The organism is Niastella yeongjuensis, assembly GCF_900110245.1.
GTDB lineage: Bacteria > Bacteroidota > Bacteroidia > Chitinophagales > Chitinophagaceae > Niastella > Niastella yeongjuensis.
The window spans coordinates 215808-240575 of the sequence record NZ_FOCZ01000007.1; the positions used below are offsets into that span (position 1 = coordinate 215808).

Here is a 24768-nt window from a genome sequence, read left to right on the forward strand (position 1 = left end):
GAGGCGGTACTTATGGCAACTATCCTGTTGAATCCTGCGCTGAAATAGCTTACTGTTGTGCCAGGCAAGCTTAGTTTTTGGTAAATTACAGGTAAAATAACCACGCATAAAACCATTCAAACTATGTCAACAGAAAAACAACCCACTTATGGCAATGGCAAGATCTGTTATATTGAAATGGCTGCTGAAGATATAGAAAGCTCTTCCGCCTTTTACAAAGCGGTATTTGGCTGGAACATTCGTAAGCGCGGCGATGGCGCCACCTCTTTTGACGACGGCGTGGGTGAAGTAAGCGGTACCTGGGTAAAAGGCCGCACGCCGGCCGTATCACCCGGACTACTGGTATATGTAATGGTCGATGACATGGAGGAAACAATAGCCAAAGTAATTGCCAATGGCGGTACCATAGTACAACCCGTTGGCATGGATGCACCTGAGATCACTGCCCGTTTTCGGGATCCGGCGGGGAATGTGATTGGCTTGTATCAGAATCCGAAATAAGTTTAAAGTTGAAAGTTCAAAATTGAAAGTTTAAAGCTTTAAGGTGTTAGTGCAGGGTTCTAAGGTTAAGTTATTGGGTTTGTAGGTTATTATGTTTTCAGTACTAAGTTCAGATTTAGGTTTTGGCTGTTCTCTCTGCCCTCTGCCTTCTGCCCTCTGCCCTTCTTTCACTTACCTTTGCAGCACTATGAAACAAAAGAAGTTCCTTTCGGCCCAGTGGCTGCGTTTAATAATGGCCAATTATGTGGTAGATCCAAACATCCTGAAACCATATTTGCCTGCTAAAACCGAACTGGACAGCTGGAACGGGCGTACTTACGTAAGTTTGGTTGGATTTCTTTTTCATAATACCCGCGTGATGCGGATCAGTGTGCCTTTTCATACCAGTTTTCCAGAGGTGAATCTGCGTTTTTATGTTCGCTACAAAGAAAATGACCAATACAAACGGGGTGTGGTGTTTATTAAGGAGATCGTTCCCAAACGGGCCATTACCTTTATTGCCAATTCCCTTTTTAAGGAGCGTTATGTTACGCTGCCCATGAAGACTTTTGTTGAAATCACCCCCGAAGAACAACATATCGGTTACCAGTGGAAGTTTAATAACCGCTGGAATGGGATCGAAGTAAAAACCGGGTTGAAGAAATTCCCCCTGCAGGCCGGCAGCGAGGAGGAGTTTATTACCGAACATTTCTGGGGCTACTCTTCCCTGAATGAACACCTTACCGGCGAATACCAGGTATCACACCCCAGTTGGGACGTTTTTCCCGTTACAGACTACACCATTGATTGCGATTTTGGCAACCTGTATGGTCCGTCATTTTCGGTATTGAAGGAACAGGCGCCCGTTTCTGTGTTCCTGGCCGAGGGATCGGAGATTAGTGTGTTTAGTAAAAGAGTGGTTGGGTAAGGGCAAAAGGCAGCGGGCAGCGGGCAGAGATGAAAGGCAATGGGCAATGGAAGAAGGCAGACGGTCCCTTTTACGATAAAGCTTACGCCTACGCTAAAGCTTCGGCAGTACACAGTCGGCGGGCGAGGTAGTTGGAAAAAGGTGAAAGTGATACGGGCTGAAAGTTCCATAAGCTATAAGCGATACATCGCTGCACGCTCCGCGCACTTCACGCAATACATCTCGGCGCAGCAGCGCCGCCCTGGAACTAAAAACTAAAAACTAAAAACTAAAAACTAAAAACTAAAAACTAAGAACCAGAACTTTCAACTTTGAACTTTCAACTTAAAACTTTGAACTTTCAACTAACTTCTTAAGTATTTTCTTACCCCGGGAATGAAAAGCTGCCGTTTCGTGGGGCCATCGTTCTTCGATGATCAATTTTAGTTCGGGTTTGATATCGGGGTATTCGGCGGAGAGGTTTTCCAGGATGGAGAGTGAAAATGCTTTGATGGCCGGGGCGGTATTGTGGTCGGCAACAAATTCGAAACAGTCGTTCATTACCTGTCCGTGGAAGCGTTTGGGGATGGTTACATATTGAAGCAGCCGCACCACATTTCGGATTACGGCGCTATGGACGCCGGTTTTTCTTAGCAGGGGCAGAATTTGTTTAAACCAGGGCGTTATCAGCTCGGGGTGATGCTCCACACAAATGCTCAGGGGCCAGCCGGCCCGTTGCGTTACCCGGTACTCACCTTTTAAAAATAATTGCATCAGTTCTGCAAACCGGTCTTTATCCCCACCCACATATTTTACGATTTTCTCACATTGACTTTTTGAATGTTCCTTTTCGATCGCTTTTAATAAATCCATATAAATTTGAAAATAGCCATTTTTAAAATTATCAAATGAAAAAGACTCAGTTAATGACTGCTTTTGTTTTTTGTATCGTGACTGCCTGTAACCATAAGAAGGCTGGCATGGTGGTTTTTCAAACCGACTATGGACTGAAGGACGGGGCCGTGGCTGCTATGAAAGGGGTAGCCACCGGTGTTGATCCTGACCTGAAGCTGTACGACCTCACCCATGAAATTCCGGCTTTCAATATTTGGGAGGGAGCCTACCGGCTGCAGCAAACTGCTCCCTACTGGCCGGCCGGGACGGTTTTTGTGTCTGTGGTAGATCCGGGCGTTGGCACCAACCGGAAATCGGTGGTGCTGAAAACAAAGACGGGGCATTATTTCGTAACACCCGATAATGGCACTTTGACCCTGATAGCTCAATCACTTGGCATTGAATCCGTACGTGAGATCAACGAAGCCTTAAATAGAAGGAAAAACTCACAGGCCTCCTACACTTTTCATGGCCGGGATGTATATGCCTACACCGGAGCAAGGCTGGCGGCTGGCGTGATCCGTTTTGAAGAGGTGGGTCAGGAATTACCGCCGGCAGTAGTGACCATTCCTTACCAAAAAGCTGTGTTTCAAGGGGATTCCATACTGGGTAATATACCTATCCTCGATGTTCAATATGGCAACGTATGGACTAACATTAACGACTCGATTTTCAAAGTGTTACACGTGGAACCTAAAGAAAAAGTAGAGGTAAAAATCAATAGAAATGGCATCCCTGTCTTTGACGAGGATGTTGAATTTGTACACACGTTCGGCGACGTGCCTGAGGGTAAGATGTTGGCCTATATGAACAGCCTGATGAACTTTTCGCTGGCCATAAACATGGGTAACATGGCCGATTCTTTTCATATAAACAGCGGAGCGGATTGGAATATTGTAGTCAAAAGGAGAAAACCAAATTAATTTTTACACAATTTGGTGTAATCGGTGGATAACCAAGTAAGTAGGGAATATGGGAAGCAGAAAATTCATATTGGCGGGAGTAAACGATAGTTTACTAAATATCATGATTGATCTATAATTAGTTAATGTGTTTATCTGCTTTATAAATTGAAATAATCCTGCGAAAATTCAATCAAATAATTAAGAAAAAGGACCGGGTAACCCGGTCCTTTTTTCATGTAGTGCTAAAAAAGTAGCAATATCTAAAAATGGGGTTGTTATTTAATTTGAAAAAAAGAGCATAAAAAATTGATTGATATATTGATGGGTCATTTTGCGTTTAAGTATAACTATAAAGGAGGTTTTCCCAGAACCTAACAAGGATCTCACAAGGACCTCGCAGGGACCAAGCAGGGACCAGGAAGGGAATTTATCCTTGCCTGGTTCGGGTTAAATCTCAGTCAGGTTCTTTAACAGTACGGGAATGGTAGTCAGATGGCCGGAATAAGCCACTGGGATCCCCTAAAACTTGCCTGCTGTTCCCCCAAACCCCGCCTTAGCCATAAGGCAATACCCAGGGAATACTCAGGCAGTCCTCAGGGAATACTTAGGCAATTATCCTACAGTCAGGCTACTATCACATTACAGTTTAAAGTTTAAAGTTGAAAGTTGAAAGTCAAAGACGCGAACCCGAACTAAAGAACCCAATAACTTAAACTAAGAACCCGGAACAGACAACTTAAAACTTTGAACTTAAAACTTTCAACTTAGAACTTAAAACTTTCTCAATCAACCCATTCATGGCATTCCCTTCGATCCAGCGGGCAACTATGATGAGGTCATTTTCAGGATCGACATAAATAATATTGGAACCTGCGCCGATATGGGCAAAGGCAGTGGCAGGAGCGCTCGCGTACAATTTTTGATCCGTGTTCAGGTAAAAATTCATGAACCCATAGGTGGGTTGAACCGAAGTGGGTGTTCGGGCCATTTTGAGCCAGCCTTCTGAAATTATTTGCTTGTCCTTCCATTTCCCATTTCGTAAAGTAAGGTAACCAAACCGGGCCTGGTCGTAGGCATTGATGAACAGGCCGCCGCCCCAATGCGATCCGCCGCTTACCGATTGCATCAGTTGTCCGTCAATAACCACCCAGCTGTTTTCGTAGCCCGTCCAGCGCCAGGTGCGGGAAGCCCCAATGGGGTCCATGATCTTTTCTTTTAATACCACGGGTAGTGGTTGCCGCCACAGGTTCAACAACACCAGGGCGAGCACATTCACCCGGGTGTCGTTGTATTTGTAGCTGGAACCGGGCGCGTTCCGTTTGCGGGTCAGCCATTCGGCTGAATTGGGGGTGGGGCGGTCGGCCCAATCCGGCTTTCCCCACAGGGTGCCTTCCCAATCACTGGTTTGCCGCAGCAGGTGATCCCAGGCAATGGTGCGGTTATGGTCCGTGTCAAACAGGTCAATCACATCGGGGTGCGTTAGGGCATCCGATTTATCCGCTGCCAGGCGGCCCGGTTCATACGGAATAATAGGCGCCATGTAGGGATAAACTTTATCGTTTATACTGGTGATGAGGCCGGCATCGAAGGCAAGTCCGGCTACCGATGAAAGGAAACTTTTGGCTACGCTGAAGGTTTGGTCAACCCGGGTGGGATCACCCCACTCGGCCACTATGTAGCCGTTTTTGATGATCAGACCGGTGGCGGGCCCGCGTTCTTTCAGCGGTCCAACGGGATAGCCAAACGGTTCCCGCCCAAAACTGCCCTGGTAAAAAGCCTTTTTCAGATCGCGCGATTCTTTTGATTCATGGGCCTGGGCATAGGCAACGGCTTCCTGCAGCAGCGAAGAATCCAGTCCAGCCAACGAGGCGCTGCGATGTTCCCAGTTTCCGGCTTGCGGATAATAAATTACCGGCTTTTTTTGTTGGGCAACCGCCGGCAAAACACCCATTGCAATAAGCAGCAGCAGATATTTCATAGTTCTGGTTATAAGTGAGTATTATGTTCTAAGTTAGCTGGTAAGTTCATTAGTTTTACAACTTATTATTGCATTTAAGGAAGGAATTAACCACGTTAAAAACAGTACCTGTACTATGACAATAAAAAACTTGCATATTCCAAAGCGTTCAGACTTAGGTGAAAAAGGCATTACCGTATTGGCTGGCGATATTGGGGGCACCAAAACCAACCTGGCCTTTTATCAGGCTACCGATTCCGGGTTAAAGGTGGTGGAAACCGGTAGATACCCCTCGGCTGAATATGCATCGTGCGTTGCTATTATGAAACAGTTTCTATTAGAAAAGAAATGTCCGCAACCCGACAGGATTTGTTTAGGGGTGGCCGGCCCGGTGCTGAACGGAAAAGTAAACCTTACCAACCTGAGCTGGGATATAGATATTCAGGAAGTGAAAAAAATGATGGGGGTGGAATCGGTATTTCTGCTGAATGACCTGGAGTCGATGGCTTACGGACTGGCTGGATTAACGGAAGAAGATTTTATAACCGTGCATGCCGGCAATGAAAACAATGCCGGTAATATGGCCATCAATTCACCGGGAACGGGATTGGGCCAGGCTGGTTTATTCTGGAATGGTAAAAACCATTTTCCTTTTCCTACAGAGGGCGGTCATGCTGATTTTTCACCGCGCACCGATGATGATATTGCATTATTAAAATACCTGCAGAAAAAATATGGCATTGTAAGCTGGGAGAAAGTAGTGGCTGGTCCGGCCATTGTAGATATCTATCTTTTTTTACGGGATGTAAAAAAGATGGAAGAGCCTGAGTGGTTAAAAGAAGAACTGGCAAAAGAATCACCTGATTCTGCTGTAATAAGCGGAGCTGCTATAGAACAAAAGTCGGCTATCTGCGTGGAGACCATGAATCTGTTTGTGCGTTACCTGGCCCGTGAATCATCGAACCTGGTGTTGAAAATGAAAGCAACTGGTGGATTGTTTCTGGGTGGTGGCATACCACCTAAGATTGCGCCCTTGTTATTGCAAAAACAATTTATGGAACATTACATGGATTGTGACCGGATGCAACATTTGCTGGAGACAGTGCCGATCCGGATCATTAAGAATGACAAGGCCGGGCTGATAGGCGCCGCCTGGTATGGAGCTTACTTGATGTAACTATAAAATATAAGCGAAGAGCGCCTCAGGTCAAGACGCTCTTCGCTTATTAGTTTACTGTTGTGATGTTGTGGTAGGAGAAGACAAGTTGTTGATATGCATAGTGTCTTTTCTTGCAGTATCTTTTTTCTTCTTGGGTGTAGTATCCTGCTCAATATAATTTCCATTATATTGTTCTGCTCTCACTGGGTGGTTTGATACTACCATTGTAAATGCGAAAATGCAAAGTCCAATGCCTGCCGCTAAAAAGCTTCTTTTCATAACTTTGAGTTTTTAGTATATAAAATATTTAATTGACTACTATATTCGGGGCGGGTGCAGGCTACTAATCAGGTTAAGCAATCGGCTTGTAGTTTTAAAATCGCCAGGTTATCAATAGAGTAATAAGAATCATGCCAAAAAAAGATCTACCTGTTAGAAATCTGCCTGTTATTTATTAATAATTTATTAGAATCACTTTAATCAATCCGCATTAATTATTGATAATCGGTAAGATGTATTTTATTATACAATATTCGTGCTGCTCATCCGTCTACCATTGTAAATACCTTAATACACGTAGATGCCAGTCATCAAATGATTTTACAAAGGTTGATTTGCAACATTGATTAGTAAACATTAAAAAGGTAATTGCTATATATGGCTCGTGGTAACAGACAGGATAACGGTGTACGTAAACCGGATATGCCTAAAGCAAAATTGAACAGGGAAAATCTCAAAGAAGCGATATTGATTTTCCGCTATCTTAAACCATATCGCTGGACGTTTGTAACCGGCCTGCTTTTTATTGCGCTTTCCAGCGGCACCACCATGGCATTTCCTTACTTCTTAAAGAAACTTATTGATAGTGCGCAATCGCTTAGCCTCGGGAAAGATGCCGTTTCGCCTGGTACGATTGCTTTATGGATGCTGGGTATTTTGAGTTTGCAGATGGTCTTTTCATTTATGCGGGTATTCTTATTTACGTATGTGGGCGAACATGCGCTGGCGGATATGCGAAAAGAAGTATACCGGAAAATGATCATGATGCCCATGAATTTCTTTGCACAAAGGAGAGTAGGGGAGTTGTCGAGCCGCATCAGCGCCGACCTGTCGCAGATTCAGGATGCAGTTACCGGTATGCTGGCCGAAATTTTGCGTGGGCTGCTTACGCTGATCATAGGGATGGTATTAATATTTGTATTGTCCCCAAAACTGGCCGGCCTCATGTTATCGGTATTGCCGATAATTGTGGTGGTGGGCGTATTATTCGGGAAAAGAATCCGCAAACTGTCGCGCAATACGCAGGACCAGTTAGCCGATTCCAATATAATAGTACAGGAAACGCTGCAAGGCATCAGCAATGTAAAATCGTTTACTAATGAATGGTATGAAATAGGCAGGTATACCCGCAGTTTACAGGACGCCGTAAAAATGGCCATCAACAATGGCCGTTTCAGGGGCCTGTTTGTATCGTTTATATTGATGAGCATATTCGGGACCATCATTCTGGTAGTATGGTATGGTACTACCCTGGTGCAACATGGCGCCATCACCTTTGGCGGCCTTACTGCCTTTGTTGTGTACACCGCTTTTGTGGGCGGTAGCATGGCGGGCTTTGCCGATCTGTACAGCCAGTTGCAAAAAACACTGGGCGCAACGCAACGCGTGCGCGAAATTCTGCGCGATGAAACCGAACCCGTAACTGTTATCGATGAACCGGTACAGGAGCAAAATAAATTACACGGTGCTGTTACCTTTGAACATGTGGCTTTCAGTTACCCATCACGCAAAGATTTGCATATCTTAAAAGACGTAAGCATTACCGCGGCACCCGGTGAGCAAATTGCCATTGTGGGACCCAGCGGCGCGGGAAAATCAACGATTGCCGCCTTGTTGCTGCGTTTCTACCAACCAGATGAAGGCCGGTTGTTGTTTGATGGCAAACCGGCCGATACGATCCCTCTTTCCCAGCTTCGCAAACAAATGGCATTGGTGCCTCAGGACGTTATGTTGTTTGGCGGAACCATAAAGGAAAACATAACCTACGGTAAACCCGGTGCTACCCAGCAGGAGATTGAAGACGCCGCCCGTAAAGCAAACGCCCATAATTTTATCAGCAGTTTTCCCGAAGGATACGAAACAATAGTAGGGGAGCGGGGGATTAAATTGTCGGGCGGACAACGCCAGCGTATTGCCATTGCCCGGGCCATTTTGAAGGATCCGGTTATTCTGGTGCTGGATGAGGCCACCAGTTCGCTGGACTCCGCTTCTGAATCGGTTGTTCAGGAGGCATTGGATAATCTCATGAAAAACCGTACTTCTTTTGTGATCGCCCACCGGCTTTCTACCATTCGCAACGCCGATAAGATCATTGTGCTGGACCAGGGTCATGTAGTGGAAAGCGGCACCCACCAGCAATTATTGGCCCGGGAAGATGGGTTGTACAAGAGTTTGACGAAACTGCAACTGGAGTTTACTTCTGTCTGAACCGGGATGGGGTGAGATTTTTTGGGATGATTGGGATAGGGGCGTTTCCGCCAACTGGCGGTTTTGTATTCCTTGCAACCTGGAACCTGGAACCTGGAACCTGGAACCTGGAACCTGGAACCTGGAACCTGGAACCGAAACCGGTTGTCAATTGCTAATTGCCAATCTTCTATAAATTAAATTCCTATTATTTTTTCCGCCCCCTGCCCACCAGTTTATATTTTTTTGCGTCTATTGGTCCGGATTAAAAGATTATTAGAATCCGGTGTAGAAAAAACAATTATAAACTGCGTAATGAAATCTGTATTAGCACTGTTTTTAGCAACAATTTTCACAATATCCGTATGTGCACAAAACGAGCATGCTTCCCGTACGAAACCAGCCGCAGCAGGCGGCGGTAAATTATTCGGCCGCATTACCGATGCCAAGAACAACAAGGGCATCGAGGCGGCTTCCGTTCAACTTTTTCAAATAAACAGCGGCGTGCTGGCAGGAGGGATGCTTACCAAACCCAATGGGGATTTTGACATCAGCAGCCTTACCACTACCGATAGTTTCAGGCTGGTAGCCACTGCTATAGGATATGCTAAACAGGAATTGGTCATCACGTTCGATAAATCGGCCAAAGGCATTGCAACCGCTGAAAAAGACCTCGGTAACATCAAACTGACCGCGGAATCGCAATACCTGGGCGAAGTAACCGTGGTGGCGCAGAAACCTGCTTTGCAAATGGGCATCGACCGCAAAACCTTCGATGTAGAAAAGAACCTGTCCTCAGCAGGAGGTACCGGGATCGATGTAATGCGTAATATTCCTTCTGTTACGGTAGATGTGGATGGAAATGTGTTATTGCGTAACAACTCGCCCCAGATCTTTGTAGATGGCCGCCCTACTATACTTACTTTAGACCAGATCCCGGCCGATAATATCGAGCGGGTGGAACTCATCACCAATCCTTCCGCCAAATTTGATGCCGCCAGCACTGGTGGTATCATCAATGTGGTGCTCAAAAAAAATAAAAAACTGGGGATGAACGGAATGGTCTCCATTGGCGGCGGTTCACCCGATATTTATAATGGCAACCTGGCTTTGAATTTACGCCAGGGCAAATTCAATTTCTTTGTAAACGGGAACTTCAACCATTCAGGCGGAAAACCCAAATCGGAAACTTACCGCCAGAATAAAAGCAATGGTGTTATAGAGAACTATTTCAATCAATTTGCTTATACAGATCGCAAACGCCAGTTTTATTCTGTTCGGTTTGGAATGGATTACTTCCTGGATAACCGCAACACGTTTACCTTAACTCAAAACTTTGGCGGTGGCCGCTTCACCAACTTTGAAAACCAAAACCAGGAATACCTGGATGTGAATCAGGCACCCGATCATTTTGGCTTACGCACTTCCGATGGAAAATCTACCAATGAACGCAGCAGCACGCAACTGATCTTCAAACATAATTTTGTGGAAGCCGGCAAGTCAATAAGCGCCGATATCAATTTCAACCATGGCAGCAATATCGACAATACCCAGATCCTGAACACCTATTCCTTTTCTAACGGATCTGTATATTCACCGGACAGCCGCGTGCACAACACCGGTTCGGGCAGCAACAACCAGGTTACCTTCCAGCTTGATTATGTGGATCCGATGGGCGATGATAACAAACTGGAAACGGGTATCCGTTCTTATATAAATGATTACAACAGTACATTCAATGCCTTTAGCGTAAATAATGCGGTTGAAACCAAATTGCCCCTCAGCAATAATTATAAGTACCGCGAAATGGTGAACGCTGCCTATATTACTTATACCGGCAAATTAGTGGGCATCGGTTATCAGGCCGGTTTGCGGGCCGAACATTCAAAGTTCGATGGTGAGTTGGTTGACAGCGCCAAGAAATTTGGTTATCAGTATCCCAACCAGATCAAGAATTTGTTCGATGCGTTGTTCCCGAGTTTATACCTGAGCAAAACGATCGGGGATGGACAAGAACTTCAGTTGAACTACAGCCGTCGCATTCGCCGGCCCGATTTCTGGCAAATGAACCCGTTTGTTGATATCAACGACCCGTTGAATATTCGTCAGGGTAACCCGGCGCTGCGTCCTGAATTCACCAATTCATTTGAATTCAACTATAATAAAACCTATCATTCAGGCAGTTTCCTGGGCGTTATTTATTTCCGCAACACCCAGGGCGATATTACCCGTTATAGTGATACCCTCACAGCGGCTCAATACCAGCAATTGAACAATGCTGCTATTGATCCCAGCGCCATTTTAAATACGTTTGTAAATGCACAATACCAGAATCGCTGGGGTTCTGAGCTTACCCTGCAACAAAGGTTGGGCCAGCAACTGGATGTTACTCCCTCTGTTGACTTGCAATACAAAAGAGTAAAATCGAATGTAAACAATGTTGACCTGAGCAATGAAGGGTTTAACTGGGAAGGCAAACTGATCATCAACTACCGGGTTGTTTCTAAAACAGCGCTGTGGAATAAATGGAGTTTTCAGGCAACCGGTGGGTATGAATCGCCAGAAGTAGTGGCCCAGGGTAAACGCAAGGAAATGTACGGGGTTGATTTTGGGTTGCGCAAGGAATTCCTGAAAAACAAGGCCACCTTCACTTTCAATATTAATGATGTGTTCAACTCAAGGAAACGCGGAACCATCAGCGATACCGAGAATTTTTACCAGGATTCATACCGTCGCTGGGATGTACGCAGCTTCCGGGCTACGTTCACGTACAAATTTGGTAAAGCCGATTTCCAGTTGTTTAAAAAGGAGAAAGGTGGTAACCGGGAAGACAATGAAGATCGTGATTAATACAGCTATGGGTTTTTAGTATCGAAGGTAAAAGTCCTCCTGGTGCATCGGGGGGACTTTCTTTTTTATATCAAACCTTATTTTACAAAATCTACGTACATATAGCGAAAGTTAATTACCATTTCTTTGAACTGGTTCATGATGTCCTGGCCAAAATTGCCATAGTATAATTTGTCTTTTGGGGTGGTACTGCTTGTTTTTACGGCTACATCTTTCAGCAGGGCTGGTTGTCCGGCAACGGTAATGGGAATTTGCGGCAGGCGATAGGCTTTCGATTTGGCAACACCGCCGGCGCCGCCGATCTGCATTTCGAACGAATAGCCCACCGTATCGATCAGGGATTTGTAATCGTGGTAAAACGGTTCATTTAAAAAAGTGAACTGGGCACCGGTATCGAATGTAAATGCCAGCACATCGGTATTGTAACCAACCGAGATCACCGGTAATAATTCATCGACCCCGAAATTGCGGATGTTGCGATCCTCCGCCACCTGGGGTATGGTGAGGTTGTATTTATCGATGCGTACTTCCTGCAATTGCTCAATAACCGGGAAGCCGAGAATGCCTTTAATGGTATACATACCGCGTGCAAAAGAAAGGGCACTGTCGGGAAAGATCATAAACACCACATTTTTTACTATGATACTGCCCAGCCTTAATTCATCTGCAATACCCAGACTGGCACTCACCTGCAAACCGGTAATGGCCCTTACCCTAAACCGCACATTCAGTTTACGCAGGAAGGCTTTACGGGCATAGGATTCCGTTATTACGGAAAAATTGGCACCGGTATCGAATACGAAATAATAGGAGCTGTCTACAAAACTAACCGGAACGGTGATCAGGCCGGCCAGATCGCGCTTATAACCGATCTGCGTGTCGCTGGAAATAGTGGTAGTTTGAGGGGGCAGGTCCTGCAATGCCTTCCAGATAAGGTCAGAATTACGGGCGTCTTCGCGTTCGCCGGGTGACAGGGAGTTCCGGTATTTTCGTAATACAAGCTGGGTGGTAAGGTGGGCATCGCGGTATTGATACAGCTTTACGTGGTTTTCGATCTTTTTCATCAGCAGATTGCCGATCTGGTAATGGGAAAGCTGTTTTTTATAATTTCCGAGCAGCTGGGTAATTTCTTTGTTCGAGGTATTGAGATCGTGAAAAAAGTTATGTAAAAAAGCCTGGTAATACAATCTTTTATAAGTGGGCAGATCCCGGTAAGCATCACTTTGCAGGGCGCGTTGCAGCTCAAAAAAATGCCGCTTTGCCAACAGGCTGTCGAGCGGATTGATGCCGGTGGCATGCAACAAAGTGCCTGTGAAAATGCAAATAAAGAATAAAAATATCCGCATGGTCTCAAATTTAAGCTACCTTATCTTTGTTCCGTTATGAAAAAAACTGAATTGATCAATGAACTGATACAAACACGCAGGAGTGTGTTTACTCAACAATTTGAAGCAGGAAAAGTTATTCCGGATGAGATCATTTGGCAGGCGCTTGAAAACGCCAACTGGGCACCCAACCACAAGTTTACCGAACCCTGGCGGTTTACCGTTTTTACCGGTAATGGATTACAGAAACTGGCCGAACAACAGGCTGAGATCTATAAAAAATACGCCGGCCCAAAATTCAAACAAAATAAATACGAGCAAATGCAGGTAACGCCACAGCAATGCTCGCATGTGATTGCCATTGGCTGCAAACGCCATATAGACCAGGTGCCTGAAATGGAAGAGGTCGCCGCTGTAGCGTGCGCGGTGCAGAATATTTACCTCACCATTTCTGCGTATGAAAATATTGGCGGTTACTGGAGTACGGGCGGCATTACTTTTATTGAGGAAGCAAAACCATTGTTTGGTTTGGGGACCGATGATGTGCTGATGGGTTTCTTTTATCTGGGATATGTAAAGGTGCCATCTGTTTCGGGTAAACGTAAACCGATACAGGAGAAAGTTACCTGGGTTAAATAAGTTCTAAGTTCCCAGTTCAAAGTTTTAAGTTCTTAGTTCCGGGGTTCTTACTTCTCTGTTCTAGTTAAAGTCTTTGAAGCTTTTGCTGCTGCGATAACCCAGCCAGATAAAGATGACAGGAATAAACAGAATTAAGATCAGGGAGATAAAACCTAGCATACAAATCGTTTTTAATAGGAATGGAATGTTGACCGGTTTTACAACGCATAAAATCTCTAGTCTGGTATAAGTAGTTTCCCTATTAGGGTCTAAAATCGGGCTTAAATCGGTTTTTCTTGACCAGGATCATTCCTACCAGGTTTATGGACCTGCGAGCCTGGCCATTGCTAGTATATATCTAGTTGCGATAATTAACATTATGTTAAATAGGATATGGCGATAAAAGCTGCTCTTGTTATGGAGCAGCTTTTACATTTATAACCTGAATACCCCTCTTTCACTTAAAAAGATGCTGAAGGAAACCTATCCTTTCACAAACTCTTTATAAACTTCCATTTCATTGTCATCGAGACGTAGCACTTTCCAGGTGGTTTTATCTTCCAGCGTAACCAGGTAAATTTTCGCCTGGTTGTAGTTTATTTCCTGAACGCAAAAAATATTGTAGTCGAAAAATTCACTTTTAACCCGCTTGCGAACATCAGCTGGTAATTCAGCTTCAGTGTAATAGCTGATCTGATACTTGATATTTCCTTTACGGGTTAAAAAAACACGATTTTGCACTTTGCCGTTTTTGAATACAACCTCATAGCCATTACGGAGCGTTGCCCATACTTCGCCTGTAATGCCGGGAAAGTTTTTGCTGAATTTCTTCTGAACGTTATCGGCTATTTTTTCTTCCATAGCAGCTGCTGTAACAGGCACATTAGCAGATTTGTCCTTGGGCTGAAATGCGAGGGATTGTGCGTTAACTCTACAAAATGTTATTGCGATAACTGATACTGCACAAAAAACGAAGAGTTGCTTTTTCATTATTCTGAATTTTAGGTGGCGTGGTGAAATTGAATTGACAATGCAAATGTATCTCCGTGTAAAGGCCTTTTTCAGACTACTCGACATTGGCAGTGAAAACGCAAACATTTAGTAGCATTCAGAAACGAATTGCAAGTAAGCGTCGACAAATGGCATCGGTCTTTAAAAAACAAAAAAGTACCGATTTATCACATTTATCGGCAAAGAGATAATTACCTTTAGTATACTATTCGCTCTTTTTTCGGTACCTGAAAGCTGATCGCTACTATATGCTATTTAGTAAACCTGCTTAATTGATTTAATAGTTGTAGTAATGCCAATGCATGATATTATATTCAGCAATCAATTTCGTTACCGGTTCCGGCGCCACCTGTTTTTTTGGATTGCCTACTGCTCCTACTTCTATATACAAAGCATTGCCGCCCGTGATTATCATGAATTCTTCACAGGGAAACCTTATTTTATCGCCCTCATAAATTTATGCATGTATGCCCCCTTTTTTATTGGGGCCACTTATTTCCTGATCTATTATTTAATGAAAAAAAGCTATTTGCTTTTTCTGTTGGGCTTTTTTGCCGTATACGGCACCGGTATACTCTTGAATTATTATCCTTCAAAATTGTTTCTGATAATTACAGGTTGGTTTCCGGACACGTTACAGCACAGAATTGATATGAGCATTGTAAATACCCGATGGGGAATGGTAATAGCCTTTGTGGCGGTAGGAATAAAGTTTTCTAAAAGCTGGTACCTGCAACAAAAGGAAAATCTTGAAATAATAAAACGAAAAGCAAGGATTGAAATGCAATTGGAAAAAGCCAATATACACCCGGAATTGCTGTTGCGGACCCTAGATACCATTTATAGCGATACCAAATCTGGTTATAACAATTCGTCTTCCCAAATTTTATACCTCTCTGAACTTTTGAGCTATTCTCTATATGAAAACGAAAACAAAATGGTGCCTCTTCAAAGGGAATTGCAGCAGCTGAATCATCTGATAATGCTGGAAAATCAAAACAAAGAACGCTTTATAGATATCCGGTTGGACATAAAGGGAGATTCGAATAACCGATTCATCGCTCCCATGGTTCTTGTTAAAATGCTGGAACAAAGCATTACCGAGTTGCATAACTCCTGCAATTGTTCCTGGATTGGGGATTGGACTTTCACCATAACAACCAATACGCTTTTTTCAACATTATCCTTTAGCGATGCCGATGGAAATGCCTTGACCGATATCGATTGGGCTTTGTTGATTGAAAATACCCGAAGCAGACTTAGAGGCGACTATGATTCAACCGATTTCCGGGTTGGACTCGTAAATATTGACAATAGAATCGTTATCAGATTTGCATTAAAACTATCGACCGAAACAAAAGAACCTGCGTTTAGTGCCAATAATAATTTAAAAGAACCTGTATATGACGCTTCATGATATCGTATGGACCACGAAGAAGCCACAGCAGTATTTCCGGCATATCGCTTTCTGGCTTGCCCAGGCCTGGTTTTGGGGATGCTGGACAGACAGTTTATTGGAGGGTTTTCACAAAGCCTTTATTTACAACGTCTTTAAAGGGGATGGCATACTTGTAATTGATGCCATATATACTTACCTGGTTGCCTATTATTACACACCTAAGTATTTTGAAAAAAACGAGTATAGGAAATTTTGTTTCTCTGTTTTCCTACTCACTCTTTTGACCTACGTGCTATTCATCGCTTATCAGTTTTGGATTACGGATTCATTTAACAGATCACAAAATGAACAATTTCTCTTACTATGGTATTCTTCCACCGGGTTTATATTTGCCGGCCCCCCTGCTGTTTGCGCCATGTTCTTAACAATAAAAATGTTTAAGAATTATTATTTAAAAATGCGTGAAAGAGAAATGCTCGTAAAAGAAAATGCCAACGCAGAATTGCAGGTTTTGAAAGCACAGGTACATCCGCATTTTCTTTTCAATACCCTGAATAACATTTATTCTTTTGCACTTAGTAAGTCAGTTGAAACAAGCGGTCTTGTTTTGAAATTGAAAAACACCATAAAGTATATGGTGGATGAATGCAATGTAGAATCAGTATTACTGGAGAAGGAAATTGATATGTTGAATAATTATATCGGGCTGGAAAAAGTGCGGTATGGACAACGATTGCGGTTCAATATGTCAGTATCCGGTAACTATCATAACAAAACGATTGCGCCTTTGCTGCTGGTACCATTTGTTGAAAACACCTTTAAACACAGTATCAGCAAAATGCGGGGAAATCATCAGATCGATTTATCTATAGGTATTATTGACAATCAGCTCGAATTCAGCATAATTAATGACAGGCTTCCTGATATGAAAATGTCATCACCCAAAAAGGGAATTGGCTTGTCGAATGTTCAAAAGAGATTACAATTGCTTTATCCTGATAAACATATGTTGGTCATTCAGTCAACAGAAAAAAAGTTTGAAGTGTACCTGAAAATAGAATTGGGTACAATTGCTTCAACAATTAAAGAGTCACCAGTAAAAATCGTGGCTTATGCCTGACAAAAAAACGCTGTGCCTGGCGGTAGACGACGAACCGCCAGCGCTTGAAGTGTTGAAGAAATATATTTCGTCCATGCAATCGCTTGAATTAGCGGGCACCTGTTGTGATGCTATTGAAGCTATTAACTTTTTACAGACCAGGCAGGTTGATTTAATATTTTTGGATATTAAGATGCCCGAATTGCTGGGTACGGACTTTATACGAACACTGAAGACCCCGCCAAAAGTTATTTTTACAACCGCTTACCGGAAATATGCTTTGGAAGGTTTTGAACTGGAAGCTGCTGATTATTTGCTGAAACCCATATCATTTGAGCGTTTTTTAAAGGCCGTCAACAAAGTCATTAAAAAAGACACTGGTGTTGAAAAAGAGTTCGCTCACAACAATCATGATCCGGAATTTATTTGTGTTCGTGCCGACAGGAAAATGGTGAAGATCTTTTTAGATGACATCCTGTACATTGAAAGCCTGAAGGACTACATTAAAATAGTAACTACCGCAAAAGCGCTTCTTACCAAGCAGTCTATTTCGGCTGTGGAAGAAATGCTTCCCAAAAATGTTTTTATACGTATACACCGGTCGTATATCATTTCGTTGAAAAAGGTGCAATCCTACACCAGTGAGTTAATTGAGATTGATAAACATGAACTTCCGGTAAGTCGTATGTACCGTCGTGAAGTGGAGCAGGCATTGCACGCCCCTACCCAATTATAACTTCTACCGCTGTCTGCTGCCAGCCAGTTGATATAAATGAAAAACGCAGCCTGGAAAAGCCGCGTTAAATTGATTGAAAAATTAAACCCTTAAACCCATGCGCACGATTGTTCAGCGCATACGTAAAGGTAATAGCCAGGTATCATACAGGGAATAGTAATCAATTAAAAGGAAATTAAAATACATTATACCCATTTACCTGCGGTTCATGCAACCGATTGATGACAGGCGTATAAAAAGAAAACCCTCCCGATGCTTCGGGAGGGTTTTTACTAATTTCGGATATACTTATTAGTGCTTTCTATCAATGTTGTTGTACTTATCTGTGTACTTCGTAACATTCTCCTGAATTTTCTTGATGTCGGCGTCGATTGTTTTAACGCCTGCTACATCTTTCTTGGCTTCAGCCTGGCGTTTCTTTTGCTCCAGCTGATTTGCTTTTTCCTCATTGATGATGATCAACAGGTCAAGTGCATTTTTCAGGTTGTCTTTATCTTCCATTTTCAACTTACCCTGACCATCGAGCACTTCGTCTACTTTAGTTAAGTAAGGTAAAGCCTGGTCGAACTTCTTGGCAGTTTCTGCGCGCAGGTCGTCTTTTTTCTTCAACTGGTCTGGCGTTAATTTAACATTGCCTGAAGGGCGGATATTCTTGTTCTCGTTATTGATCTCAACACCCTGGTTGTAATAGATCTGCCCTAATACCATGTTGGCATTGGCGAAATCTGGTTTTTTCTCCAGGGTTTTGCCCATAACATCAACCGCTTTTGCGATCAGCTCTTTTGAATTGGCCGGACGTTTGCTGGCATCAGGATCGTAACCTGTTTGGTATAACTCTACACCGTAGTTGAACAGGAAGAGATAATTGTCAGGGTTTTCTTTTATAACTTCTTCATACTTTTTGAACAGCTCTTCTTTGTTGCCTGCTTCACGGGCCAGGTCTAATTCAAAACCAGTCCAGAAAGGATCGCTGGGATATACTTCTTTACCCAGTTGAGCAAATTTAGAAGCGTTGGCTTTGTCTTCTTTTCTGCGATAGTAGTCAGCCAGCCACTTGTAAATTTCTACAAAGCCTTCGCCTTTTGCTTTTGCTTCGGCAATTTTACCGTAGTAAACAGCTGCATCATCGGGTTTCTGTGCCTTTTCAGCTGAAATACCAGCATATAAAGTGGTGGTAGTATCGAGCTTAATAGGAATGATATTTTTTGATGACAACAGGTCGAATACTTCCAGTGACTTTTTGAAGTTTATGAACGCGTCGTTGTAGTTGTTGGCGTTATAAAACGAAGCTGCATCTTTTGAATAACCTGTGTACAGGTCAATCAGTGGAGCGTTGTTATCCAGGGTTAACTGAATATTTCTTTTAGCTGCGTCTTTTTCATTGGATTCCATGTCCAGGTAGGTTTTCATGGCTTCCAGGGCTGTTCCGCGTGCATCGGGCACCGTTGATTTCAGCGATGAGTCAGCGGCAATGGCGCCATAAATTTTAGCCTTTGTGTACCATGCATCTGGCAGCGTTTTATTTTTCTCAACGGTCATTACATTGTCGATCTCGGTTTTAGCGTCCGTGAGTTTTTTCTTGCCTAGCAGGTCTTTAGCCTTTTCTAGTTTTTGGGCCTGTGACAAAAACCCAACTACAGCGAGCAATGCTGTCAGCAACAATTTTTTCATCTGAAAATATTTATTGTTTTTTAGCCAATGAGCTTATATAATTGAAAGCAAATCTCTAATTATTCTGTAACCGGTCCTTCTGTTCCTGGTTCGTCTCCTTCATTTGAATCTTCGCTGGCATCAGTACTTTCATCAGATGCAATCTCATTGCCATCGGTTGCCCCGGCTGTTGCATTCACATCGGTTTGGGCTTCTAATTCGCCATTTTCTTCATTTCCTTCTTCTTCATTATCATCCAGTTTAGTAATGGCGGCTATTTCATCACCATCATCGAGGCGAATTAATTTAACACCCTGGGTGTTACGGCCCAGTTCGCTGATGCCTTCTGCCGGCATACGAATGGTCATACCGCTTTTACAGGTGATCATCAGGTCTTCTTTCGCTGCAACATCCAGCATACCTACCAGTGAACCGGTTTTCTCGGTAACGTTCAGGGTTTTCACCCCTTTACCGCCGCGGTTGGTGATGGGATAATCTTCTAATGGTGTTCTTTTTCCGAATCCTTTTTCACTCACAACCAACACGCTACGAGAGTTATCTTCCTTGCTGACACATATCATGCCAATAACTGCATCATTATCATCATCTACATCAATTCCCGATACGCCAATAGCGCCGCGGCCGGTTGCACGTACTTTTTCTTCGGCAAACCGGATGGCACGACCGCTTTTCAGGGCCATCATGATCTCGCTGGTGCCATTGGTAAGCTTGGCTACCAGCAATTCATCCCCTTCCACAATGGTAATGGCGTTTACGCCGGTTGTACGTGGACGGCTGAAATCTTCGAGGGCAGTCTTTTTAATGATACCCTTTTTGGTAGCGAGCACTATGTTGTGTGATTTTACAAACTCTTCGTTTTCCAGGTCCTGGATATCGATGATCGCCCTGATCTTGTCATCGGGCGGTAATTGAATCAGGTTCTGAATGGCGCGGCCTTTGCTGGTTTTGTCGCCTTCGGGTATTTCATAAACATTCAGCCAGTAACAGCGTCCTTTTTCAGTAAAGAACAACATGGTGTGGTGTGAAGAGGCCACAAACAGGTGTTCAATCCAATCTTCTTCGCGGGCTTTGCTGCCTTTGGCTCCCCGGCCACCGCGGCGCTGAGCGCGGAATTCGGTAGCGGATGTACGTTTGATATAACCCAGGTGAGAGATGGTGATCACCACATCTTCTTCCTTGATCAGGTCTTTTATGCGTACTTCATTATCGAGATAAGTGATCTCTGTTTTGCGGGCATCGCCGAATTTTTCTTTTACTTCGCCCAGTTCGGTTTTAATAACATCGTACCGCATACCTTCATTGCTTAACAGTTCACGGAGGTGTCCGATAAGGCGTTGCAGTTCTTCAAACTCTTCGCGGATCTTATCGCGTTCCATGCCGGTTAACCGTTGTAAACGCAGATCGAGGATGGCACGGGCCTGCACTTCATCGAGGCCCCATCCTGCATTGATCAGGCTTTCGCGGGCAATTTCCGGTGTGGCCGATGCCCGGATCATGGCGATCACTTCGTCGAGGTGATCCAGTGCTATCAGGTAACCCTGTAAAATGTGGGCTTTCTTCTCTGCTTCGCGTAATTCGAACTGTGTACGCCGTACCACCACTTCATGACGGAACTCCACAAACTCACTGATCATATCTCTTACGTTCAGTGTTTTGGGGCGGCCTTTTGACAGGGCCACGTTGTTGATACCGTATGAAGTTTGGAGTTCGGTGAATTTGTACAGCTGGTTGATCACCACGTTGGCGATCGCATCGCGTTTGAGATCGATCACGATACGGGTGCCTTCCTTGGCGTTCGATTCATTGTTTACGTGTGCAATACCTTCGATCACTTTTTCATTTACCAGCTGACCGATCTTATCGCAAAGCGCATCGCGGTTTACCTGGTAAGGCACTTCGTTCACAATGATGGTTTCGCGACCGCTGGGTTTGGTATCTACGGTGAGTTTACCGCGCAATACAACGCGGCCACGTCCAAAGTGCATACCGGCCCGTACGCCTTCCATACCGTAAATGATACCACCGGTGGGGAAGTCTGGGGCTTTTATGTGCTGCATCAACTCATCGATGGTGATGTCGCGGTTATCGATATAGGCTATACAGCCATCAATTACTTCGCTGAGGTTATGCGGCATCATGTTGGTGGCCATACCCACCGCAATACCGCTTGAACCGTTTATCAGCAGGTTGGGAACGCGTGCTGGTAAAATAGCAGGCTCTCTTTCTGAGTCGTCGAAGTTAGGCTGAAAGTCAACGGTATCTTTGTCGATATCCATCAACATGTATTCAGCTAACCGGTCGAGCCTGGCTTCTGTATAACGCATGGCGGCAGGGCCGTCGCCATCCTGGTTACCGTAGTTACCCTGGCCATCAACAAGGGTATACCGCATGCTCCATTCCTGTGCCATACGCACCATGGCGTCGTACACAGATGAGTCACCATGCGGGTGATATTTACCCAACACCTCTCCTACTACACGTGCCGATTTTTTGTATGCTCTGTTATAGTTCAGACCCAGTTCGTTCATGGCGAACAAAATGCGCCGGTGAACCGGTTTCAAACCATCGCGTACATCGGGCAAGGCACGGCTTACGATTACTGACATCGAGTAATCGATGTATGCCGTTTTCATTTGCTCTTCGATATTTACAGGGATAATACGATTCTCATCGTTTGTTTCCTGTGGGGTGAAGTTTTCTTCCATACTTGTTTTACAGAAATGATTTACATCCGGTTATTGGTAAGTTGGATGGGGGGCAAAAATACCCTATTTAACCGTGAAAACCCGTGATTTGGAGGGGTTTTTTAGCCCTAAATTTTATCAACAAATGTTAAAAAAAGGGCAGAAGGCAGAGGGCAGAAGGCAGAAAGGAAATACAGCCCCTTTCCACCCCGCCAGCCTGCGTCTGTTGCCTGTATCGGCTGTTTTCACTCTGCTCTCTGCCCTATGCCTTCTGCCCCAGGTATTAGAATTTCATTAACAGGTATATCAGTTTTCAATATGCGTAGGTTATAGTGGGAAACTACCTGCACTTTTAACGTCTCTTTTTATAAGTTTTCCATTTGAGTATTTGGTACAATTACTGCCAAGTTTTAACTTGCATATAAGCTTAATTCACCCCCCGGTATCCTAATAAAAACAGCCTTTAACCATCTGAGCCCCGACCCACTGATGATTGTACTTTCATTTATGAAGTAGCTGACTACAGCTGCCTGTTTGCATTATATTTTATTGAGTTTTTATAGTTATGAACCAATATTTACTATTACGCGATAATAAACAAACTGGCCCTTATTCCGCCCAGGAGCTGGCGGCCAAAGGTTTGAAACCTTATGACCTGGTATGGTTAGAAGGGAAAAGTGCGGCCTGGCGTTACCCCGGTGAACTGGAAGAACTCAAAGCCTTTGCACCAGTAATGGAAGGAACGGAAACTTCCCTGCAGGCGGTTGCCGAAACCGTACCGGAAGCCCAGCCGGTAAGCAAACAGGTTGAGCAAACTTCCAAACACATTTACGTAACCATGCCAAAGGGCAAGGCCCAGACAGCCAGCACCCCGGTTGCCAAAAAAGAAGAAACAGCCAAAGCGGTTTCTTCCCAAAACGATAAGAACGCCAATACGGCCAATAATACCCAAAAGAAAGCAGCCGCTACTACCTACCTCATTTCCGAGGAAGACGATGAACTGAACAGTGCATTACTGAAAGGTCATAAGAGCCGGAAACAGGAAGACGACCAGATCAACAGCGGGTTCATGAACGATTACGAATCCCGGAAAGCAGCCTGGTCAAAAAACAATTCAGGCGGGTCGGCCGTAAAAGCAGTCGAAAAACCAATTGAAAAGGCGGCATCCCAACCCAAAAAGGAAACCTGGGCAGGTCCTAAAAAAGATCAGTTCGACCTGAAGACATTACTGGCCGGTTCAAGCCAATACCTGCAGAACAATAAAAACCTAACCCGGGTGCTGGTAGCAGTCGTGCTGATACTGGGCGGGGTAGTAATTGGTCTGGTTATTAATTCCGGTCATAAACAACCTGATACCAGGGCGCTCGAAAGCCTGGTAAAAGAGATCAGGGATAAACAGAATGAGAAAACCACTTCCACGCCCCGTACCGGCGACGTGGCCCAAAAAAGCAAAGAGTCCCGGCATACAGCGGAACGCGAACATGTTTATAATAATGACCATGTAAATAGTGACCCCGAGCCTGCATCGACTTCAGGCTCCAATGAAAACCCGGCCAACCGGCCAGGCGGCCGCCATGCAGTAATTAAAAAGGATAACAGCGTGGTAACCCCGCCTCCCCCTCCAACAAAATCTATCACAGTTCCAATTTCACCCACTACCCAAACTGTTGAGACATCGCCAACCAATATGGAGCCAAAGGAAAAAGGCATTGATAAAGAAGTGATTGAAAAAGCACGTAAGAACATATATGAACAGGTGCATGTAGAAGCAAGCGCCTTCAAGGTAGGTTTACTGGGTGGTGTCTCCGACCTGGATATAACAGTGCAGAACACCAGTTTGTATGCCCTTGACCAGGTTGCTGTAGAAGTAAGGTATTTTGGGCCGGAAAAGAAACTGGTAAAAACGCAAACTCTTCTCTTTAATAGTATACCGCCTGGTAAAAGAAGAACGGTGGAAGCACCCAGCACAAGACGTGGCATCACCATTGAATATGGGGTGATCAGCATAAACTCAAAAGCATTGGGATTAGCACAATCTGGCTTCTGAGGAAGTTTCTACAGTTCTTGTTTTCGTTTTCCACATTTATTGCGTCTGGCATAGTTTTTAGACCTTACTTGATGCTGGCACAGTTTTTTTAAAAGTTAGGTGCTCTTAATTTAGTCAGTAATTGATTCACCTAAAGAGTTAAAAAACTTTTTTGCTTTATGGATAAAACTGTTGCCACGTTTATAGGTGTTGTGAGTGTGGTTATTGGGCTTCACGCCTCTCGCGCCATGAATCAATCAAATATAACAGGTAAAGTAACATCAGAGCGGGATTCAATTTGGGTGTATGCAGTTAATGGAACAGATTCTTTAAAAACAATGGTGAGTAACGGAGAGTTCCGGTTTAAAGTAAAACCGGGCGAGTGGCGGGTGATAGTGACAAAAAATCATCCTAATACTGAGGGAGGACAAACAGTAGAAGTTTCAGAAGGACGTACACTTGATATGGGCACGATCATTCTAAATTAACAATATTAAATAAGGGACGGTTCAAAACCAAAAGAGCTGGTGTTCGTCACCGGCTTTTTTTATGCCCCCCACAGCCCCCTAAAGGGGAGTAAA

19 protein-coding genes are annotated in these 24768 nt (G+C 44.2%); 12 read left to right on the top strand and 7 right to left on the bottom strand.

Annotation, left to right across the window (positions count from 1 at the left end):
* Nucleotides 1-123: 123 nt before the first annotated feature.
* On the top strand, nt 124-501 hold the full coding sequence (locus BMX95_RS19920; RefSeq protein WP_081203909.1) for a VOC family protein: 378 nt from the start codon (nt 124-126) through the stop codon (nt 499-501).
* 187 nt (nt 502-688) lie between these two features.
* Nucleotides 689-1408: a YqjF family protein gene (locus tag BMX95_RS19925; protein WP_081203908.1), complete on the top strand. Its 720-nt coding sequence runs from the start codon at nt 689-691 to the stop codon at nt 1406-1408.
* A 324-nt stretch (nt 1409-1732) separates the two neighbouring features.
* On the opposite strand, the gene BMX95_RS19930 is transcribed toward BMX95_RS19925, so the two are convergent.
* Nucleotides 1733-2260 carry a hypothetical protein gene (locus BMX95_RS19930; RefSeq protein ID WP_081203907.1) on the bottom strand — a complete coding sequence of 176 codons (528 nt, stop codon included), beginning with the start codon at nt 2258-2260 and terminating at the stop codon, nt 1733-1735.
* Nucleotides 2261-2295: 35 nt separating this feature from the next.
* Here BMX95_RS19930 and BMX95_RS19935 point away from each other — a divergent pair, with 35 nt between their 5' ends.
* Nucleotides 2296-3204 carry an SAM hydrolase/SAM-dependent halogenase family protein gene (locus BMX95_RS19935; protein ID WP_081203906.1) on the top strand — a complete coding sequence of 303 codons (909 nt, stop codon included), beginning with the start codon at nt 2296-2298 and terminating at the stop codon, nt 3202-3204.
* A 718-nt stretch (nt 3205-3922) separates the two neighbouring features.
* On the opposite strand, the gene BMX95_RS19940 is transcribed toward BMX95_RS19935, so the two are convergent.
* Nucleotides 3923-5164 (bottom strand): serine hydrolase domain-containing protein, encoded by a 1242-nt coding sequence (locus tag BMX95_RS19940; protein ID WP_081203905.1) that lies wholly within the window; start codon nt 5162-5164, stop codon nt 3923-3925.
* A 115-nt stretch (nt 5165-5279) separates the two neighbouring features.
* On the opposite strand from BMX95_RS19940, the gene glk reads away from it, so the two are divergent.
* Nucleotides 5280-6320, top strand: a complete 1041-nt coding sequence (glk, locus tag BMX95_RS19945; RefSeq protein ID WP_081203904.1) for a glucokinase — start codon at nt 5280-5282, stop codon at nt 6318-6320.
* A 54-nt stretch (nt 6321-6374) separates the two neighbouring features.
* On the opposite strand, the gene BMX95_RS19950 is transcribed toward glk, so the two are convergent.
* Nucleotides 6375-6581, bottom strand: coding sequence for a hypothetical protein (locus BMX95_RS19950; protein WP_081203903.1), 207 nt, complete (start codon nt 6579-6581; stop codon nt 6375-6377).
* A 378-nt stretch (nt 6582-6959) separates the two neighbouring features.
* Here BMX95_RS19950 and BMX95_RS19955 point away from each other — a divergent pair, with 378 nt between their 5' ends.
* Together BMX95_RS19955 and BMX95_RS19960 are read left to right on the top strand one after the other, a co-directional pair.
* Nucleotides 6960-8789 carry an ABC transporter ATP-binding protein gene (locus tag BMX95_RS19955; RefSeq protein ID WP_081203902.1) on the top strand — a complete coding sequence of 610 codons (1830 nt, stop codon included), beginning with the start codon at nt 6960-6962 and terminating at the stop codon, nt 8787-8789.
* A gap of 294 nt (nt 8790-9083) precedes the next feature.
* Nucleotides 9084-11618 carry a TonB-dependent receptor gene (locus BMX95_RS19960; RefSeq protein ID WP_081203901.1) on the top strand — a complete coding sequence of 845 codons (2535 nt, stop codon included), beginning with the start codon at nt 9084-9086 and terminating at the stop codon, nt 11616-11618.
* 77 nt (nt 11619-11695) lie between these two features.
* On the opposite strand, the gene BMX95_RS19965 is transcribed toward BMX95_RS19960, so the two are convergent.
* Nucleotides 11696-12964: a pepsin/retropepsin-like aspartic protease family protein gene (locus tag BMX95_RS19965; protein WP_081203900.1), complete on the bottom strand. Its 1269-nt coding sequence runs from the start codon at nt 12962-12964 to the stop codon at nt 11696-11698.
* 36 nt (nt 12965-13000) lie between these two features.
* Here BMX95_RS19965 and BMX95_RS19970 point away from each other — a divergent pair, with 36 nt between their 5' ends.
* Nucleotides 13001-13582, top strand: a complete 582-nt coding sequence (locus BMX95_RS19970; RefSeq protein ID WP_081203899.1) for a nitroreductase family protein — start codon at nt 13001-13003, stop codon at nt 13580-13582.
* Nucleotides 13583-14044: 462 nt separating this feature from the next.
* On the opposite strand, the gene BMX95_RS19975 is transcribed toward BMX95_RS19970, so the two are convergent.
* Nucleotides 14045-14443 carry a hypothetical protein gene (locus BMX95_RS19975; RefSeq protein ID WP_133054061.1) on the bottom strand — a complete coding sequence of 133 codons (399 nt, stop codon included), beginning with the start codon at nt 14441-14443 and terminating at the stop codon, nt 14045-14047.
* 427 nt (nt 14444-14870) lie between these two features.
* On the opposite strand from BMX95_RS19975, the gene BMX95_RS19980 reads away from it, so the two are divergent.
* The 3 genes from BMX95_RS19980 to BMX95_RS19990 are packed head-to-tail and all read left to right on the top strand — an operon-like array spanning nt 14871 to nt 17806.
* Nucleotides 14871-15989, top strand: coding sequence for a histidine kinase (locus BMX95_RS19980; RefSeq protein WP_165759092.1), 1119 nt, complete (start codon nt 14871-14873; stop codon nt 15987-15989).
* On the top strand, nt 15976-17091 hold the full coding sequence (locus BMX95_RS19985) for a sensor histidine kinase (protein WP_081203896.1): 1116 nt from the start codon (nt 15976-15978) through the stop codon (nt 17089-17091). The genes BMX95_RS19980 and BMX95_RS19985 overlap by 14 nt, the downstream gene beginning before the upstream one ends.
* Nucleotides 17084-17806, top strand: a complete 723-nt coding sequence (locus BMX95_RS19990; RefSeq protein ID WP_081203895.1) for a LytR/AlgR family response regulator transcription factor — start codon at nt 17084-17086, stop codon at nt 17804-17806. Before BMX95_RS19985 ends, BMX95_RS19990 begins: the two co-directional genes overlap by 8 nt.
* 291 nt (nt 17807-18097) lie before the next feature.
* Here BMX95_RS19990 and BMX95_RS19995 read toward each other — a convergent pair whose 3' ends face one another.
* A complete protein-coding gene (locus BMX95_RS19995; protein WP_081203894.1) occupies nt 18098-19477 on the bottom strand; it encodes a hypothetical protein in 1380 nt (459 codons plus the stop codon).
* 59 nt (nt 19478-19536) lie between these two features.
* The gene (gene gyrA, locus BMX95_RS20000; RefSeq protein WP_081203893.1) at nt 19537-22182 is read right to left on the bottom strand and encodes a DNA gyrase subunit A; all 2646 of its coding nucleotides are present in this window, start codon (nt 22180-22182) and stop codon (nt 19537-19539) included.
* 544 nt (nt 22183-22726) lie between these two features.
* Here gyrA and BMX95_RS20010 point away from each other — a divergent pair.
* Together BMX95_RS20010 and BMX95_RS20015 are read left to right on the top strand one after the other, a co-directional pair.
* Nucleotides 22727-24208, top strand: coding sequence for a DUF4339 domain-containing protein (locus tag BMX95_RS20010; RefSeq protein WP_081203891.1), 1482 nt, complete (start codon nt 22727-22729; stop codon nt 24206-24208).
* Between the two features lie 158 nt (nt 24209-24366).
* Nucleotides 24367-24675 carry a hypothetical protein gene (locus BMX95_RS20015; RefSeq protein ID WP_081203890.1) on the top strand — a complete coding sequence of 103 codons (309 nt, stop codon included), beginning with the start codon at nt 24367-24369 and terminating at the stop codon, nt 24673-24675.
* The last annotated feature ends 93 nt before the right edge of the window (nt 24676-24768 follow it).